This is a genomic window from Streptomyces sp. AM25 (genome assembly GCF_058146165.1).
The window spans coordinates 453,548-471,121 of the sequence record NZ_JBKIWN010000009.1 but is presented as its reverse complement, the minus strand read 5'-3'; the positions used below and the strand labels follow the sequence as shown (position 1 = coordinate 471,121).

Here is a 17,574-nt window from a genome sequence, read left to right as displayed (position 1 = left end):
AAGGCCGGGGCATCACGCCCCGGCCTTCGGCAAAATCCCCTGCCGGTCCGGCCCGTTGCCGCCGGCAGGCGCTCGGCTAACGCCCCTGCTCGTCGCGGCGCCGCTGCCAGCGCGCCTCGATCCTGTCCATCATGCTCCGGCGCCGGCCGGCCGGACGCCGCACCGTTCCCCCCGGGCCCTGCTGCGCACCGGGCCGGGGCGCCTTGCGCCAGCCCGTGACCGCGAGCACGGCGCACGCCAGCATGACGAGGAAGCCCGCCACGCTGATCCAGATCCGCTGGGCGACCATTCCGGCCATCAGGAGCCCGATGCCCACCAGAAAACCCGCGACCGCCTGGTAGACCCGTCGCCGGGTGTACGTACGCAGGCCGCTGCCCTCGAGCGCTGTCGCGAACTTGGGATCTTCGGCGTACAGCGCTCGCTCCATCTGCTCGAGCATGCGCTGCTCGTGCTCCGAGAGCGGCACGGAGTCCTCCTACTCGTCGGTCGCGGGGGTGCGACCGGGGTGCGACCCTTTCAGGATAGGCAGGGAATCGCCCCCGTGAAACCCGCCCCTCTGCGCCAATTCGCCTGCCCGTTCCCGGTCGGGGGACCGGCGGCGTCGGGACGTACATTCCCTGTCCGGCCATCGGCCATGCCGGACCGTGCCCCCGATCATACGGGGCGAACGGGCTGATCGGGTGGCCTGTGCCCGGCCCTGCGCGATCAGCCGCGCTCGGCCAGGACGTGCAGCTGAGTGGCCACCGAGTGGAAGGCGGGCAGCTCGGCCGCGGCGGCCTCGAGACGGAACAGGGCGTCCAGGGCACCGGGCTCGGCGTCGACCAGCACTCCGGGCACCAGGTCGGCGAAGACGCGCACGCCGTGCACCGAGGCGACCTCCAGGCCCGCCTCGGCGGCCAGCGCCGAGAGCTGGTCGGCGGTGAAGCGGCGGACGACCGGGTCGCCGGGGCCCCAGTGGCCCGTGGGGTCGGTCAGGGCCCGGTGGGCCTCGTCGAAGTGGCCAGCGAGGGCACGGGCGAGCACGGCACCGCCGAGGCCCGCGGCGAGCAGGCTGAGCGTGCCGACCGGGCGCAGCGCGGCGACCACGTTGCGGACGCACTCGGCGGGGTCGTCCACGTACTCCAGAACGCCGTGGCACAGCACCGCGTCGTAGGCGCCGCGCTCGACCACCTCGAAGAGACCGAGGGCGTCGCCCTGCACCCCGCGCACCAGATCGGCGACGCCCGCCTCGGTGGCCCGGCGCTCCAGCGCGAACAGTGCGTTGGGGTTCGGGTCGACGACGGTGACGCGGTGGCCGAGCCGGGCGGCCTGCACGGCGAACTTGCCGGAGCCGCCGCCGGTGTCGAGGACCTCCAGGGCGTCCCGGCCGGCGGCCTTGGCGCGGCGGTCCAGGGCGTCCCGCAGGACCTCCCAGACCACGGCGGTACGCAGGGATGCCCGGGGGCGGAGCTGGTCTGACACGGCGGGTGGCTCCTCGGCGGATGACTGACGTCGGTAAGGCTCAGCCTATTGCCTGTCCGGCGGATCGATCGCAGTCCCCGCCCTGCACGGGGGGCGCCCCGTAAAGGGCGCGGGACTGTGCTGCACGATGCGGCTCCGCCGCGTGGGCGCGACCGGCCACGGACGGCCCGCGACCAAGAAGCGACCGCTCCACGATCCGCAGGAACATCCCCGCATCCCGCACCAGATCATCCGCGTCACGCGCGCTCGCCGCGGAGCGTATGCCCGCCTCCGCCCGGGCCCGGCGGGCCGCGCCGGAGGCGAACAGGGCGCTCCACTCGGTGAGTTCGGGAGCGACCTCCGGGAGCACCTCCCAGGCGCTGCGGATGCGCCGGCGGCGCGTGGGCACCTCGGGGCGGGCGCGCACGGCCAGCACGGCGGCGGCCGTGCGCAGCGCCGCGAGATGGGCGGTGGCGTACCGCTCGTGGGGGGCGTCGAGGGCGGTGGCCTCCCGCAGGCCCGCACGGGCCTGGGCGAGCAGGTCGAGGGCCGCGGGGGGAGCGACGGCGCGGCGGAGCACGGGGTGGACGTCGTTCGCGAAGCCGGCCATGACGAACCTCCTTCGTCGGGGCGGCGATCCGCACGCGGGGCGGGGCCGCCGTCTGCTGCTCATCGTGGGGCACCCCACTGACAATCGCCCCGGCCTGCACAAACGCCGAACGGACACCCCCGTCGGGCGAGCCGGGCGCGGTGCGCGCTACAGTTTTTAGACTGACTGGTCAGTTCAAGATCGCCGCACAGGGATCGCAGGGAGGTAGACGTGCACAGCACCACGGGCGCCCCGCCCGGCCAGGGGGCCGCGATCAGAGCCCGGGGACTCGGCGTCAAGGGACCGCGAGGCTGGGCCTTCCGCGGGGTGGACATCGATGCGCTCCCCGGTTCGCTCGTCGCCGTCGAGGGCCCGTCCGGCTCGGGACGCACCTGTCTGCTGCTCGCCCTCACCGGCCGCATGCGGACGGGCGCGGGGAGCGCCGAGGTGGGCGGACTGCCGCTGCCGAAGCAGATGGCCGCGGTGCGGCGCATCAGCGCGCTGGCCCACGTTCCCGGCGTCGCCGAGCTCGACGCGTCCCTGACCGTCGACGAGCACCTGCACGAGCGCGCCCTGCTGCAACTCCGCTTCGGCGGCTCGCCGTTGACCCTGCTGCGGTCCCGCACCGAGCGGGCGGCGCGGACCAGGGCGCGCATCGACGCGGCCGTGACTGCGGCCGGGCTGGACGTCGCCGCCCTGCCGAAGGGCGGCCGGACGGCCGTACGGGAGCTGGAACGGCTCGCCGCCCTGCGGCTGTCGCTGGCCCTGGCGCTCATCGGCACCCCGCGGCTGATCGCCGTGGACGACACCGACCTCAAGCTCTCCGACGCGGAGCGCGCACAGGCGTGGGCGCTGCTGCGGTCGGTGGCGGACGCCGGCACAACCGTGCTGGCAGTGTGCAGCGAGGCGCCCGAGGGGGCGCTCGTCGTCAGGACCGACGGCGGGAACGAGACGAAGGGAGCGGCGCATGCGTTCGCCGAAACTGGCCGCGCTTGAGCTCAAGCGGTTCGGCAGGGGCAAGCTGCCCCGCGCCGCGCTCGTCGCGCTCCTGCTGCTGCCGCTGCTGTACGGCGCGCTGTACCTGTGGTCCTTCTGGGACCCCTACGGCCGGCTCGACAAGGTGCCGGTGGCGCTGGTCAACGACGACCGGGGCGCCACGGTGGACGGCAAGAAGCTCACCGCCGGCGACTCGATCACCGAGGGCCTGCACGGCAGCAAGTCGTCCTTCAAGTGGGAGGAGACCAGCGCCGCCGACGCGCGCAAGGGCCTGGAGAGCGGCAAGTACTACCTGTCGCTGACCATCCCCACGGACTTCAGCAAGCGGGTCGCCTCCAGCTCGGGCAACTCCCCGGAGACCGGCGCACTCCAGGTCCGTACGAACGACGCCAACAACTACATCGTCGGCTCGATCTCCCGCACGGTCTTCGCCGAGGTCCGCGCGGCGGCGTCGCGCAACGCGTCGCGCTCCTTCTACGACAAGATCTTCGTCTCCTTCTCCGACCTGCACAACAAGACCAAGCAGGCGGCCGACGGCGCCGACCAGCTGGGCGACGGCATAGGCAAGGCCGAGAAGGGCGCCGGCGACCTCAAGAACGGCCTCAGCCAGGCCAAGGAGGGGAGCGGCAAGCTCGAGGACGGGGTGGACAAGCTGCACTCCGGTGCGGGGACGCTGGACGCCAAGTCCGGGGAACTGGCCGACGGTGCCGGGCAGGTGGCCGACGGGGCGAGCCAGTTGACGGACGGTGCGCGTCGGGTGGCGGACGGCACCGCGCAGCTGGCCGGCAAGGTGAACGACGCCGTGTCGAGCAAGGACGCGACGTACCTGAGGAACAACGCCGCGGACATCGGCAGGATTGCCGGTGACGTCGCCGACGATGCGGGAAACCTGCGGCAGCACCTGGCAGACCTGCCGTCCCCGAAGGCGACGGCCGACATGGTCGCGGCCAGCGGCCTCGCTCTCAAGGGCGTGCAGGACGTGTACGCAGACCTTTGCGAGAACGCCACGCAGCCGAGCAACTCATGCCCGAAGCTCAAGAAGGCCGTCTTCGCGGCCGACGAGTCGGCGAAGGGCGCCAAGAAGCTCGACGACTTGGTCAACAACAAGAACGGCGAACTCGACAAGCTGCCGTCTCAACTGGACGCCCTCCAGTCCGCAGCCCAGAAACTGCACGACAAGGCCCCCACGCTCGCCAAGGACATCGACGACGCCGTCCGCAACGTCAACGCCCTCAACGACGGCGCACAGAAGGTCGCCGCCGGTGCGGCGAAGCTGGACAGCGGGGCCGGAAGGCTGCACGACGGCGCAGGCCAGCTCCACACCGGCGCCGGCCGGCTCCACACCGGTCTGGGCGACGCCAAGGACGGCGTCGCAGGTCTCGACGACGGGATCGGGAAGCTGCGCAGTGGCGCGGACTCGCTGGAGGGCGGCATGTTCAAGCTGTCCGACGGGTCCTCCAAGCTCGCCGGCGGGCTGCACGACGGTGTGTCGAAGATTCCGGACTACGGCAAGAGCGACCGCGACGCCCGCACCGAGGTGATGGCCGATCCGGTCAAGCTGGCCTCGCAGGCGCTGCACAAGGCGCCCAACTACGGCACCGGGTTCGCGCCGTACTTCATCCCGCTCTCCCTCTGGGTGGGCGCGATGGTCGCCTACATGCTGATGCAGCCGCTCAACCGCCGTGCGCTCGCCGCAGGCGCCCCGGCCTGGCGGATCGCGCTGGCGGGCTGGCTGCCGGTCGTGGCGATCGGCGCGCTGCAGGTGGCCGCCCTGCTGTCGGTGCTGCACTGGGCGCTGGGCCTGCAGATGGAACGCGCCGCGGGGACCGTCGGCTTCCTCGTACTGGTCACCGCGTGCTTCGCATCCATCGTGCAGTGGCTCAACGCACGCTTCGGACCGGCGGGACGCATCCTCGTCCTGGCGCTTCTGATGCTCCAGCTGACGTCCGCGGGCGGCACGTATCCCGTGCAGACCAGTCCGGGCTTCTTCAACGCCATCCACCCCTACCTGCCGATGAGTTACGTCATCGAGGGGCTGCGCCGCCTCATCAGCGGCGGCGGGCTCGGTCCCGTCTGGCAGGCGTGCGGCGTACTGGCCGCGTTCACCGTGGGCGCGCTCGCGCTGACCGCCTGGGCAGCGCGCGGCAAGCAGGTCTGGTCGCTGGACCGGCTGCACCCGGAGCTGAGTCTGTGAGCGAGGACACCGTCCGTACAGGGAGAATCACCGTCATGGACAGCAGCAGTACGCGCCGCACGAACACCCGGCGGAAGCTCTTCGAAGCGGCGGTCACCCTGATCGCCGAGCAGGGGTTCTCCTCGACGACGGTGGACGAGATCGCCGAGCGGGCCGGAGTGGCCAAGGGCACGGTCTACTACAACTTCGCGAGCAAGACCGTGCTCTTCGAGGAGCTGCTGCGGCACGGCATCGAGCTGCTGACGGACTCGCTGCAGCGGGCCGCCGACGGGACGGCCGCCCGCGGCGGCAGCAACGTCGATGCGCTGGACGCGATGATCCGGGCCGGTCTGGAGTTCATCTCCGCCTACCCGGCGCTGACGCAGCTGTACGTGGCCGAGCTGTGGCGCACCAATAGGGCGTGGCAGTCGACGCTGATGCAGGTGCGGCAGCAGGCCGTCGCGGTCATCGAGAACGTGCTGCGGAAGGCGATCTCCGCAGGCGAGCTGAGCGAGGAGATCGACGTTCCGCTGACGGCGTCCGCGCTGTTCGGGATGGTGCTCGTGGCGGCGCTGGACTGGCAGTCGTTCCAGCCGGAGCGGTCGGTCGACGAGGTGCACTCGGCGCTGTCGCGGCTGCTGCAGGGCCGCGTCGGCGGCGACAGCCCCAAGCGCTGAGCGCTCCGCTGGAAATGCGGTCCGACGGCTGCGGGCCGTCCTCGGCCGGTCGCGCAGTTCCCCGCGCCCCTTCGGGGCGCGGTACCGCACCGGACTTCGCCGAGTCCGCTGAAAAGCATCACGCAACGGCCGCCGCTGCCGGTACGGACCGTGCCCCTCGGTCCGCGCCGGCAGCGGCGTTCCCCCGTGTTCCCCCGAGCCCCCAAGGGAAGCTCCCGTGCCCCCCGGACGCGTCCGGGCCGCCCCGCCGTTCCGCCACCCCGTGTCGGCGGTGCCGGCGGCCGCGTCCCCTCCGCGTTCCCACTCTGCCGTCCGGGCGGGCCCGGCCCCATCCGCACGGATACTCATCCCGGCGTCTGAGTACGCATACTCACGAGGTGAGCATCCGGCCCGGCCGGGGCTACGATGCGGCGCGTGTCAGTGCTCCCCTTGGTTTTCACCAGCGGCTGGGCGAGCGGGATCAACGCCTATGCCGTGGTCCTGCTGCTCGGCCTTCTCGGCTCCACCGGTGTCAGCGATCAGGTACCGGAGGCCCTTCAGCGGCCCGACGTGCTGATCGCGGCAGGCGTGCTGTTCCTCTGCGAGGCCGTCGCCGACAAGATCCCCTACGTCGACACGGTGTGGGACGCCGTGCACACCGTGATCCGGCCGGTCGCCGGTGCGGTGGTCGGCGCGCTGCTGGCGGGCCAGGACGGCTCGCTCACGCACCTGGCGGCCGGAGCGGTGGGCGGCTCGGCCGCGCTGCTGAGCCATCTGGTCAAGGCGGGCACCAGGATGGCCGTCAACGCCTCGCCGGAGCCCGCCAGCAACATCGTGGTGAGCCTGCTGGAGGACCTGGCGGTCGCCGGGCTCGTGGTCTTCGCGCTGTTCCACCCGCTCGTCGCGGCCTGCATCGCGGGCACGCTGCTCGCACTGGGCCTCGCGCTGATCGTCGTCCTGTGGAAGCGGGTGCGCCGCTTCCTGCAGCGCCGGCGCGAGCGGCGGGACGAGAAGCGGCTGCGGGGGCTGCCCCCGGTGCACGTGGGCGCGGCGTGGCAGGGCGAGCGGACGGGCTCGTAACCGCCCGGAACCGAGCTGTCGGTGGGGGCGGATAAGGTCGCTCCCATGGCACGGATTGCGGTGATCGGCGCCGGGATGGGCGCGATGGCGGCCGCTGCCCGGCTGGCCGTCGCGGGCCACCGGGTGGCGGTGTACGAGCGCGCGGAGACCCCCGGCGGCGCGGTGGGACGGTTCGAGCGGGACGGGTTCGTCTTCGACACCGGCCCCGGGCTGCTGCATCTGCCCGCTGTCTACCGGGACTTGTTCGTCAAGACGGGCAAGGAGCCGCTGGAGCAGTGCGTCGCCATGTCCCAGGTGGACCCGTCGAGCCGGCACCTCTTCGCCGACGGCACGGACGTCTCGCTGCCCAACGCCTCGCGGGCGGGCGTCGTCCAGGAGCTGGACGGGGCGATCGGTCCCGGCGCGGGAGAGCGCTGGAGCGATCTGGTCAACCGGGCGCGCGAGGTCTGGGACGCCACGCGGCGTCCCCTGCTGGAGGAGCCGCTGCACGCGGAGCGCGTCCCGGCGCTGGGCCGGGATCCGTATCCGGCGCCGCCCCGGCGGGGGTGGTGGCGGCGCCGGAGCGGGCCGCTCACGCTGGCGGCCGTCGCCGAGCGGGAGTTGCAGGACCCGCGGCCGGCCGCGCTTCTGGAGAGCCACGCCCTGGCCCACGGCCTCGACCCGCGCAGCGCCCCGGCGAGCGCGGCGGTGCTGCCCTACATGGAACAGACCTTCGGCAGCTGGTACGTGAGCGGGGGCATGCACGGGCTCGCCCGGGCGCTCCACGCGCGGTGCGTGGCGCGCCGGGTGGAGTTCTTCTTCGGCGCGGAGGTCGTCGCGCTGGTGGAGAAGGACGGGCGCGCGGCCGGGGTGCGGCTGGCCGACGGCAGCGTCGCCGAGGCGGACACGGTGGTGTGCGGGGTCGCCCCGGGGCGGCTGGAAGGGATGCCGCCGGTGGCACCCGGGGCCGTGGCGCCCGGGCGGTTCAGCGTCTTCCTGGCGCTCGGCGGGGCGCGGCCGGAGGGCGTGGTGCACCGCACGGTGGTGCACGGCGACGACCGGGCCGCGGAGCTGGAGGCCGTCTTCGGCGCGGGCCCCGTGGCGGGTTACCGGCCGACGGTGACCGTGCTGCGGCCCGACGATCCGGCGACGCGGCCGGACGGGGAGCACGAGGCCGTGACGCTCACGGCGACCGTGGCGCCGCACGGCGGCCGCGTGGACTGGTCGGACGAGCGGACGGCGGCCGATGTCGCGGACCGCATGGTGCGGGCCGCGGAGGCGGCCGTGCCGGGGCTGCGGGAGCGGGAGTCGTGGCGCGCGGTGCGCACCCCTGCGGACACGGAGGCGGCGACCGGGGCGGCGGGCGGCGGGGTGCCGGCGCCCGCCCTGGCGGGCCTGGACGGGCGGTTCCTGCGGCCCGCCAACGCGACGTCCCTGCCGGGGCTCTACCTGGCGGGGGGCTTTGCGCACCCGGGAGGCGGGCTGGCGCACGCCGGGATGTCGGGCGCCATGGTGGCGGGGCTGGTCGTCGAGGGGGCGGACTGGCGCGGCTCGCAGTGAGGTCCGCCGGTCAGTAGCGGTACTGCTGCCCGCCGTACCCCTGTTCGCCCGTCGGAGGCAGGTGTCCGTCCGTCGGAGGCGTCTCCGTGTCGCGCTGCTGCGGCACCCACACGCCGCCCGGCGGGGTGTCCATGTCGTAGTGCTGCGGGGCGTAGGCGTCGGCCGCGTACTGCTGTTGCTGCCCGTAGTGCGCCTGCTGCGTCTCGTACGACTCGTAGGCCCCGTAGGTCTGCTGCCGGTTGCCGATGTACGGGTCGGAGTACGCGGCGTACTGCTGTTCCTGCCCGTGCTCGTGCCCGTAGGCATACGGCTGTTGCTGCTGTTGTTGTTGCTGCGCGGGGTCGCCGTACGCCGGGTACACCGCCGTCGCATCGGCATCCATGGCCTGTGCCGGTGCCTGCAGCGGCACGTCGGGCATCAGCACCGCCGTGGCGTCGTCCATGGCGGCCGCCGGGAACGCCTGGGTCTCCTCCGCGGCCAGGGCGGCGTCGGGAGCGGGGGCGGCCGGAGCCGGTTCGGGGGCGGCCGGGCGTTCGCCCTTGCCCCTGCGGCGCCCGCCCTTCCTGCCCTTCGCGGGGGCCGAACGCCGCCGGACCGCCCAGCCCTTGTCGAAGCCGCGCCGGAACGAGAGCGTCACGTACGTCTGTCCCACGGCGAACGCCAGCGCGCCGACGACGATGACCGCCACCGACGGGACGACCACGCCCGCGACCACGCCGAGGAATCCGGCGAACGCGAGCAGCCGCCAGCGCAGCCGCGCCTTGTACTGCAGCAGCACTTCGCCGAGCAGCCACAGCGCGACGACACCGAACGCGATGTAGAGGACCGTCCAGCCCATTAACGCCCCTCTCACCGGCCGCCGTTCACCGGCCGCCGTCAGGACCGCTGGTGCAGCCCCAGATTCTCGTAGATTTCCAACGTGGCCGTGGAGTGATTCAGGGTAATGAAATGCAGCCCGGGAATCTCCTCGGCCATCAACCGGGCACACAACTCCGTCGCGTACTCGATACCGATCGAGCGTACAGCGGCCGGATCGTCCTGCACCGCGAGGATCCGCTCCGCCAGGACCGGAGGGAAGGCGGCGTTGCTGAGCTGAGCAAATCGTTCGATCTGCCGCACATTTGTGACCGGCATGACCTCCGGGATGATCGGAGTGTCACAGCCCGCGGCGGCGACCCGGTCACGGAGGCGCAGATAGTCCTCCGGATAGAAGAACATCTGGGTGATGGCGAAGTCGGCGCCCGCACGGCATTTGTCCACGAAGTACCGGACATCGGTGTCCCAGTCCGTGGAGCGGGGGTGCATCTCCGGGAAGGCCGCGACGCCCACGCAGAAGTCGCCGGACTCCTTGATGAGCCGCACCAGGTCGGCCGCGTGGCGCACGCCGTCGGGGTGGTGCACCCACTCGCCCATGGGGTCGCCGGGCGGATCGCCGCGCAGCGCGAGCATGTTGCGGATGCCGACGTCGGCGTACTGGCCGATGATGTTGCGCAGTTCGGCGACGGAGTGGTTGACGGCCGTCAGATGGGCGACCGGGGTGAGCGTGGTGTCGGTGGCGATCCGCTCGGTGGCCCGGACGGTGCCCTCACGGGAGGAGCCGCCGGCGCCGTAGGTCACGGAGACGAAGGTGGGGGCGACGGCTTCGATGCGCCGGATGGCGTTCCACAGCGTCCGCTCCCCCTTCTCGCTCTTCGGTGCAGCAAATTCGAACGAGTACGACCGCTCACCGGAGGCGAGCAGTTCGCGGACGGTCCGTGCGTGGTCTGTCCTGGTGGAAGCAGTGCCAAGGGCCATACCGGCAAGTTAACCAGCGGCGGCACGGTCCCCAAACCCCTATTTGCGATATGCCCGCTTCGCCCCGCGAAGCATCCGCCGAGTGTCCACACCGTGGACACCGGGGTCACACGTCGCGTTCCCGGACCCGGCGCGCGAGCTCCGCCGCCGCGGCTCCCGGATCGTCCGCCTCGGTGATCGCCCGTACCACCACGACCCGCCGGGCCCCCGCGTCCAGCACCTCGTCCAGGTTGCCCGCGTCGATCCCGCCGATCGCGAACCAGGGACGGGCGGGCGCCAGCGAGGCCGCGTAGCGCACCAGGGAGAGCCCCGGGGCGTGCCGGCCCGGCTTGGTGGGGGTCGGCCAGCAGGGGCCGGTGCAGAAGTAGTCCACGCCGGGCTCGGCGACGGCGGCGTCGACCTCCGCCTCCGCGTGGGTGGAGCGTCCGACGAGCACGTCCTCGCCGAGGATCGCCCGCGCCGCGGGCACCGGCAGGTCGCCCTGGCCCAGGTGCAGCACGTCGGAGCGGGAGGCGTGCGCGACGTCCGCGCGGTCGTTCACCGCGAGGAGCCGACCGTGGCGGCGGGCGGCGTCGGCGAACACCGCGAGGTGCTCCAGCTCCTCGCCGGCCTCCATGCCCTTGTCGCGCAGCTGGACGACGTCCACCCCGGCCGCCAGCACGGCGTCCAGGAACTCGGGCAGGTCGCCCTGGCGCCTGCGCGCGTCGGTGCACAGGTACAGCCGGGCGTCGGCGAGCCGCTCGCGCGCGGTGACGGGCATTCGGGTGTCTCCCCCGGGATTCTTGCGCCGTACGGGCGCGAGCCACAGCGGCCCGCGCCCGTACGCCGGACGGTGTGTGAGGTCGGTCAGACGGCGAGCGCCTGGGCGCGGCGCTTCACCTCCGTGCCGCGATTCTCGCGCAGGGCCTGCGCGGGGGTGCCGGGCAGGGTCTCGTCCGGAGTGAAGAGCCACTCCAGCATTTCCTCGTCGCTGAAGCCGTCGTCCCGGAGCAGGGTCAGGGTCCCGGCGAGGCCCTTGACCACCTTGTCCTCGCCGATGAAGGCGGCGGGCACCATGAGCACTCGGTTCTCACCACGGCGCACGGCGATCAGCTGGCCCTCCTTGACCAGCTGCCGCACGCGCGTCACCTCGATGCCGAACTTTTCGGCGATGTCGGGGAGGTTGAGCCACGCGGGGACGAGAGCATCAATCTTTTCGTCAATCTCGGTCACAGGGACAAGCCTGCCATCCGGGACCGACAGCCGGAAGCCGGGTTGACCCGACTTGGTCCCCGCGTCGCCCCGTAAGGGGCGCGGGGAACTGCGCGATCAGCCGCGACACCCTCAGCCGAGGTCCCCCGGCTACCTCCCCCAGCTACCGCTGGGGGTGCCCCCAGGAGGTACCCCCAGGGGCTGCGCCCAGGACCCCTGGGGTGGTGCGCCGACTGCGGGCCGGTGGGGGCTGGTCGCGCAGTTCCCCGCGCCCCTGACGGGGCTACGACTCCGCCGGAAGGGCAGCCCGCACCGCCCCCTTCAGCGGCACCGACGCGTCCGCCGCCTTCTCCCGGTCCAGGACGGCGCCCTGCTCGATGAGCCGGCGCCCCTGTGCCAGGTCGCGCGGGCGCCCCACGGCGAGCAGGGCGACCAGGGTGCCCGAGCGCAGCCAGCACACCGTCCAGGCGGCCCCGTCGGGGTCGCCGCGCCAGATCGTCTCGTCGGCGGCGGCGTGGTGCCCCGCGTACTGGACGAACCGCCCGAACTGCTCGGACCAGAAGTACGGCACCGGGTCGTAGACCGGCGCCTCGTCCGGGCCGTGGACGATGTTCTCCGCGACGGTCCGCGGCCCCTGGAGGGCGTTGTCCCAGTGGTGCACCAGCAGCCGCTGCCCGTACCGGGCGGAGGGGAAGGAGGAGCAGTCGCCGACCGCGTAGACGTCCGGCAGCGAGGTGTGCAGCCGGTCGTCGGTGACGACGGAGCCGTCCTCCGCGATCTCGACGCCCGAGCCGGCGAGCCAGCCGGTCGCCGGGCGGGCGCCGATGCCGACGACCACGGCGTCGGCCGGCAGCCGGGTGCCGTCGGTGAGCACCACGGCGCCGGGCTCCACGGCGGCCACGCCGGTGCCGGTGAGCAGCCGGGCGCCGGCCTGGGCGTACCACTCGGTCATGTGGGCGGCGACCTCGGCGGGCATCGCGCCCGCCAGTGGCCGGTCCGCGGCCTCCACCACGGTGACCCGGCAGCCGGCCTCGCGGGCCGCCGTGGCGAACTCCGCACCGATCCAGCCGGCCCCGACGGCGACGACGTCGTGCCGACCGGCCAGCACCGGGCGCAGCCGCTCCGCGTCGTCCAGGGTGCGCAGCACGTGCACGTCGGGCAGGCCGGCGCTGCCGGGGAGGGAGACGGGGTCGGCGCCGGTGGCGATCACCAGGACGTCGTAGGGCAGCGGGCCCGCGGTGGTCTCCAGCAGGTGCTCGTCCGCCCGCAGCCCGGTGGCCCCGACGCCGAGGCGCAGGTCGATGGCCAGGGAGCCGAAGTCCACCGCGAAGGCCGACCCCTCGGCCTTGCCGAGCAGGACGGCCTTGGACAGCGGCGGCCGGTCGTAGGGCTCGTGGGGCTCGGCGCCCAGCAGCCGGATCGTCCCGTCCCAGCCCTGCTCGCGCAGCGCGACGGCGGTCTGTACCCCGGCCATGCCGGCGCCGGCGATGACGACGGTGCGCCCGCCGCTTGCGGTCTTCGTCTGCTCGCTCACCAGATCACTGTAGGTCGGCGGACGGCGTCTTCCGGAGCACCCGGTGACGAGACCTCTGACACAGCGTCACGGCGGTGCCGCCCGCGAGGGGCGCCCCGTCAGGCACCTCCTGGCCCCGGCCGCCCTTCCGGGGGCTCGGCGAGGCGTACTAGGGTGGGTTCGCAAAGCACTCGCGGGAGCCCGGACGGACCGGGCTGAGAGGGAGGCTGGACGGCCTCCGACCGTACGAACCTGATCCGGGTCATGCCGGCGAAGGGAGGGGCTGGATGCCCATGCATGTGTCCTCCACCGCGCCCCCGAGGCTGTCGGAGACGTACGACGTCCTCGTCATAGGCGGCGGTCTCATCGGTCTGGTCACCGCCTGGCGGGCCGCCCAGCGCGGGCTGCGCACGGCGGTCGCCGACCCCGCGCCCGGCGGCGCGGGGGCGACCGCCGTCGCGGCCGGGATGCTGGCCGCGGTGACCGAGCTGCACTACGGCGAGCAGGCGCTGCTCGCCCTCAACCTGGCCTCCGCGCGCCGCTATCCGGCCTTCACGGCCGAGCTGGAGGACGCCGTCGGCCAGGACACCGGCTACCGCGCCTGCGGCACGCTCGCGGTCGCGCTCGACGCGGACGACCGGGCGCACCTGCGCGAACTGCACGCCCTGCAGCAGCGGTCCGGACTGGACTCGCAGTGGCTGTCGGGGCGCGAGTGCCGCCGCCTGGAGCCCATGCTGGCGCCGGGCGTGCAGGGCGGGCTGCGGGTCGACGGCGACCACCAGACCGATCCGCGGCGGCTGGCCGGGGCGCTGCTGACGGCCTGTGAGCGCGCCGGGGTGGTCTTCCACCGCGCCGAGGCCGTCCGCGCGCTGCTCGCCGGGGACCGGGCGGCCGGCGCCGAACTCGCCGACGGCACCCGGATCTCCGCCGGGCAGACCGTGCTGGCCGCGGGCAGCGGCAGCGGCCGGCTCGCGGGCCTGCCGGAGGGGGCGCTGCCGCCGGTGCGGCCGGTCAAGGGCCAGATCCTGCGGCTGCGGGTGCCGGACGCGTACGCGCCCTTCCTCTCCCGCACGGTGCGGGCCGTCGTGCGCGGCGGGCACGTGTACCTGGTGCCGCGCGAGAACGGCGAACTGGTCCTCGGCGCCACGTCGGAGGAGCTCGGCTGGGACACCACCGTCACCGCGGGCGGCGTCTACGAACTGCTGCGCGACGCCCACGAACTCGTACCGGGCATCACGGAGCTGCCGCTCGTGGAGACCCGCGCCGCCCTGCGCCCCGGCTCCCCCGACAACGCCCCGATGCTCGGGCCCACCGTGCTGCCGGGCCTGCTCGCGGCCACCGGCCACCACCGCAACGGCGTGCTGCTCACGCCGCTCACCGGCGACGTGATGGCCGAGGCGCTGACCACCGGACGGCTGCCCGACGAGGCCGTCCCCTTCTCCCCCCGGCGCTTCGCCCCCGCACTCCAGGAGCAGTCCGCATGACCACCACCGGCGGGAACACCCGCACCGCCACCGTCCGGGTCAGCGTCAACGGAGAGCACCGCGAACTGCCCGCGGGCACCGCGCTGGACGGGCTGGTGGCCACCCTCACCACCGCCCCCGGCGGCGTCGCCGCCGCCGTCAACGAGGCCGTCGTCCCGCGCGGCCAGTGGCCGGCCACCCCGCTCGCCGACGGCGACCGGGTCGAGGTCCTCACCGCAGTGCAGGGAGGCTGATCAGCACCGATGGCAGACGATCTGCTCACCATCGCCGACACACCCTTCAACTCCCGCCTGATCATGGGCACGGGAGGCGCGCCCAGCCTGGACGTGCTGGAGCGCGCCCTGCTGGCCTCCGGCACCGAGCTGACCACGGTCGCCATGCGGCGGCTGGACGCGTCCGTGCAGGGCTCGGTGCTGTCCCTCCTGGAGCGGCACGACATCCGGGTGCTGCCGAACACGGCGGGCTGCTTCACCGCGGGCGAGGCCGTCCTGACCGCCCGGCTGGCCCGGGAGGCGCTGGGCACGGACTGGGTCAAGCTGGAGGTGATCGCCGACGAGCGCACCCTGCTGCCCGACCCCATCGAACTGCTGGACGCGGCCGAGATCCTGGTGGACGACGGCTTCACCGTGCTGCCGTACACCAACGACGACCCCGTGCTGGCCCGCAGGCTGGAGGACGTCGGCTGCGCCGCGATCATGCCGCTGGGCTCGCCCATCGGCTCCGGCCTGGGCATCCGCAACCCGCACAACTTCCAGCTGATCACCGAGCGGGCGGCCGTCCCGGTGATCCTGGACGCGGGCGCGGGCACGGCGTCGGACGCGGCGCTGGCCATGGAGCTGGGCTGCTCGGCGGTGATGCTCGCGTCGGCCGTGACGCGGGCGCAGGAGCCGGTGCTCATGGCGGAGGCCATGCGGCACGCGGTGGAGGCGGGGCGGCTCGCCCACCGGGCCGGGCGGATTCCGCGGCGGCACTTCGCGACGGCATCGTCGCCGATGGCCGGGGTGGCGGTACTGGATCCGGAACGGCCGGCGTTCGGGGCGGCCTAGCGGTATCGCGCCCCGAAGGGGCGCCCGGGTTCGGGGCGCCCCGTTCCCCGCGCCCCTGACGGGGCGCGGGCTGGAGGGGCGCCGGGGCTCGTAGACTCGTGTGTCGTGGATACGACCCTGCCGGACCCCCTCGTCGATCAGTTGCTCGACGGCCGCTATCGCGTCGAGGCGCGGATCGCCGTGGGCGGCATGGCCACGGTCTACCGGGCACTGGACACCCGGCTCGACCGCGTGGTCGCCCTCAAGGTGATGCACCCCTCGCTGGCCGCCGACGCGGCCTTCGTGGACCGTTTCATCCGCGAGGCCAAGACCGTGGCGCGCCTGGACCACCGCAACGTGGTCGCCGTCTTCGACCAGGGCACCGACGGCGGCTACGTCTTCCTGGCGATGGAGTACGTCGCCGGGTGCACGCTGCGCGACGTGCTGCGCGAGCGCGGGGCCCTGCAGCCGCGGGCCGCGCTGGACGTCGCCGAGTCCGTGCTGGCCGCGCTGGGCGCGGCCCACCTCGCGGGGCTGGTGCACCGCGACATGAAGCCCGAGAACGTGCTGATCGGCGACGACGGCCGGGTCAAGGTCGCGGACTTCGGCCTGGTCCGGGCCGTCGACACGCACACCAGCACGAGCACCGGCTCGGTGCTGGGCACGGTCTCGTACCTGGCCCCCGAGCAGATCGAGCACGGCACCGCCGACCCGCGCGCCGACGTCTACGCGTGCGGCGTGGTGCTCTACGAGATGCTCACGGGCGCCAAGCCGCACTCCGGCGGCACCCCCGCCCAGGTGCTCTACCAGCACCTGCACGAGGACGTGCCGCTGCCGTCCGAGGCGGTCCCCGACCTGGCCCCCGAGCTGGACGGCCTGGTGGTCAAGGCCACCGCCCGCGACCCGCAACTGCGCCCGGCCGACGCCGTGCGGCTGCTGGAGCTCACCCGCGCCGCCCGTGCGGCCCTGACGGACGCGCAGCTGGACGCGGTGCCGCCGGGCGCCCGGCAGAGCCCGCTCCCGGCCGGTTCCGAGGACCGTACGAGCGTGATACCGCGGCAGCCCGCGGCGCAGCCGCTGCCGCCGCCCGCGGAGGAGCTGCTCAACCGCACCGCCCGGTTCGAGCACCCGCCCGCTCCCCCGGCCCCGCCGGGCCCCGCGCCGCAGCACCGGCCGTCCGGGCCGCGCCGGCGCGTCAACCGGCTGGCCGTGGTGATCGGGCTGCTGGTCGCGCTGCTGGGCGGCGGGGCGGGCGTCTGGTACGTCAGCGCGGGTCAGTTCACCTCCGTGCCGGCCGTCCTGGACATGACCCAGCCCAAGGCGCAGCAGGAGCTGGACAAGGCCGGGCTCGGAGTGCAGGTCCGCCAGGACTTCAGCGACACCGTCGAGCGCGGGCACGTCATCGCGACCGACCCCAAGCCGGGCGAGCGCATCCGCAACAACGGCAAGGTGACGGTCACCGTCTCGCGGGGTCCGCAGAAGGTGCAGGTCCCCAATGTCGTCGGCATGACGCTGGACGACGCGAGGAAGCAGCTGCAGGACAAGGGCCTGACGGTCGGCGACGTCTCGCAGCAGTTCAGCGACGAGACCCCGAAGGGCTCCGTGCTCGGCACCGACCCCCGGCCGGGCCAGGAGCTGCGGCCGGACTCCGCGGTGGCGCTCGTCGTCAGCAAGGGCCGACAGCTGAACGTGCCCGACGTGACCGGCATGACGGTGGCCGACGCCACGGCGGCGCTGCGCGACGCCGGGCTGCAGATCAAGGTCGCGGACACCCAGGTCTACTCGCCCAAGGACAAGGGCACGGTGGCCCAGCAGTCACCGGGCAGGGGCGAGAAGGGCGCCGAGGGCGACACGGTCACGGTGACCCTCTCCAAGGGCAAGGAGATGATCACGGTCCCGGACGTCACCGGAAAGAACGAGGCCGACGCCAAGAAGGCTCTGGCGGACGCGGGCTTCCAGGTGAAGGTCGACCGGCCGTTCTTCTTCCCGCAGGACTCGGTCGACTCCCAGTCGGTCCGCGGCGGCGACCAGGCGGCCCGGGGCGACACGATCATCATCCGCCTGAAGAGCGGTTTCTGAGGGTTCCGAGGATTC

General features: G+C 73.7%; 17 protein-coding genes and 1 riboswitch. Of the genes, 9 read left to right on the top strand and 8 right to left on the bottom strand.

What is annotated here, in order from left to right; genetic code table 11:
- Nucleotides 1-76 precede the first annotated feature (76 nt).
- From ACLHRZ_RS14855 to ACLHRZ_RS14845, 3 genes are all read right to left on the bottom strand, one after another.
- A complete protein-coding gene (locus tag ACLHRZ_RS14855) occupies nt 77-466 on the bottom strand; it encodes an SCO2097 family morphological protein (protein ID WP_490418873.1) in 390 nt (129 codons plus the stop codon).
- A 239-nt stretch (nt 467-705) separates the two neighbouring features.
- Entirely contained in the window at nt 706-1,461 is a 756-nt protein-coding gene (locus ACLHRZ_RS14850) for a methyltransferase domain-containing protein (RefSeq protein WP_490418872.1), read from the bottom strand.
- Nucleotides 1,462-1,501: 40 nt separating this feature from the next.
- Entirely contained in the window at nt 1,502-2,050 is a 549-nt protein-coding gene (locus ACLHRZ_RS14845; protein ID WP_490418871.1) for an SAV_6107 family HEPN domain-containing protein, read from the bottom strand.
- A gap of 210 nt (nt 2,051-2,260) precedes the next feature.
- Between ACLHRZ_RS14845 and ACLHRZ_RS14840 the strand changes: the two genes are divergently transcribed.
- From ACLHRZ_RS14840 to ACLHRZ_RS14820, 5 genes are all read left to right on the top strand, one after another.
- A complete protein-coding gene (locus tag ACLHRZ_RS14840) occupies nt 2,261-3,025 on the top strand; it encodes an ATP-binding cassette domain-containing protein (RefSeq protein WP_490418870.1) in 765 nt (254 codons plus the stop codon).
- Nucleotides 2,997-5,219 (top strand): YhgE/Pip family protein, encoded by a 2,223-nt coding sequence (locus tag ACLHRZ_RS14835; RefSeq protein ID WP_490418869.1) that lies wholly within the window; start codon nt 2,997-2,999, stop codon nt 5,217-5,219. Before ACLHRZ_RS14840 ends, ACLHRZ_RS14835 begins: the two co-directional genes overlap by 29 nt.
- Nucleotides 5,220-5,254: 35 nt before the next feature.
- Nucleotides 5,255-5,875: a TetR/AcrR family transcriptional regulator gene (locus ACLHRZ_RS14830; RefSeq protein WP_490418868.1), complete on the top strand. Its 621-nt coding sequence runs from the start codon at nt 5,255-5,257 to the stop codon at nt 5,873-5,875.
- Between the two features lie 414 nt (nt 5,876-6,289).
- Complete coding sequence (locus tag ACLHRZ_RS14825; protein ID WP_490418867.1) at nt 6,290-6,934, top strand: DUF4126 domain-containing protein; 645 nt, start codon at nt 6,290-6,292, stop codon at nt 6,932-6,934.
- A gap of 45 nt (nt 6,935-6,979) precedes the next feature.
- Entirely contained in the window at nt 6,980-8,473 is a 1,494-nt protein-coding gene (locus ACLHRZ_RS14820; RefSeq protein WP_490418866.1) for a phytoene desaturase family protein, read from the top strand.
- 10 nt (nt 8,474-8,483) lie between these two features.
- Here the strand turns inward: ACLHRZ_RS14820 and ACLHRZ_RS14815 are convergent, their stop codons facing one another.
- The 5 genes from ACLHRZ_RS14815 to ACLHRZ_RS14795 form a co-directional block, all read right to left on the bottom strand.
- The gene (locus ACLHRZ_RS14815; RefSeq protein ID WP_490418865.1) at nt 8,484-9,311 is read right to left on the bottom strand and encodes a hypothetical protein; all 828 of its coding nucleotides are present in this window, start codon (nt 9,309-9,311) and stop codon (nt 8,484-8,486) included.
- 38 nt (nt 9,312-9,349) lie between these two features.
- Nucleotides 9,350-10,267 (bottom strand): methylenetetrahydrofolate reductase [NAD(P)H], encoded by a 918-nt coding sequence (metF, locus tag ACLHRZ_RS14810; protein WP_490418864.1) that lies wholly within the window; start codon nt 10,265-10,267, stop codon nt 9,350-9,352.
- A 106-nt stretch (nt 10,268-10,373) separates the two neighbouring features.
- On the bottom strand, nt 10,374-11,027 hold the full coding sequence (gene thiE, locus ACLHRZ_RS14805) for a thiamine phosphate synthase (RefSeq protein ID WP_490418863.1): 654 nt from the start codon (nt 11,025-11,027) through the stop codon (nt 10,374-10,376).
- Between the two features lie 86 nt (nt 11,028-11,113).
- A complete protein-coding gene (locus tag ACLHRZ_RS14800; protein WP_490418862.1) occupies nt 11,114-11,479 on the bottom strand; it encodes an Rv2175c family DNA-binding protein in 366 nt (121 codons plus the stop codon).
- A 262-nt stretch (nt 11,480-11,741) separates the two neighbouring features.
- The gene (locus tag ACLHRZ_RS14795; RefSeq protein ID WP_490418861.1) at nt 11,742-12,992 is read right to left on the bottom strand and encodes an NAD(P)/FAD-dependent oxidoreductase; all 1,251 of its coding nucleotides are present in this window, start codon (nt 12,990-12,992) and stop codon (nt 11,742-11,744) included.
- A 162-nt stretch (nt 12,993-13,154) separates the two neighbouring features.
- Nucleotides 13,155-13,267: riboswitch (TPP riboswitch) on the top strand.
- Here ACLHRZ_RS14795 and thiO point away from each other — a divergent pair.
- From thiO to pknB, 4 genes are all read left to right on the top strand, one after another.
- Nucleotides 13,259-14,455 (top strand): glycine oxidase ThiO, encoded by a 1,197-nt coding sequence (gene thiO, locus ACLHRZ_RS14790; RefSeq protein WP_490418860.1) that lies wholly within the window; start codon nt 13,259-13,261, stop codon nt 14,453-14,455. It overlaps the preceding riboswitch by 9 nt.
- Nucleotides 14,452-14,688 (top strand): sulfur carrier protein ThiS, encoded by a 237-nt coding sequence (gene thiS / locus ACLHRZ_RS14785; RefSeq protein ID WP_490418859.1) that lies wholly within the window; start codon nt 14,452-14,454, stop codon nt 14,686-14,688. Before thiO ends, thiS begins: the two co-directional genes overlap by 4 nt.
- A gap of 9 nt (nt 14,689-14,697) precedes the next feature.
- On the top strand, nt 14,698-15,501 hold the full coding sequence (locus ACLHRZ_RS14780) for a thiazole synthase (RefSeq protein ID WP_490418858.1): 804 nt from the start codon (nt 14,698-14,700) through the stop codon (nt 15,499-15,501).
- 105 nt (nt 15,502-15,606) lie between these two features.
- Complete coding sequence (pknB, locus tag ACLHRZ_RS14775) at nt 15,607-17,559, top strand: Stk1 family PASTA domain-containing Ser/Thr kinase (RefSeq protein ID WP_490418857.1); 1,953 nt, start codon at nt 15,607-15,609, stop codon at nt 17,557-17,559.
- Nucleotides 17,560-17,574 lie beyond the last annotated feature (15 nt).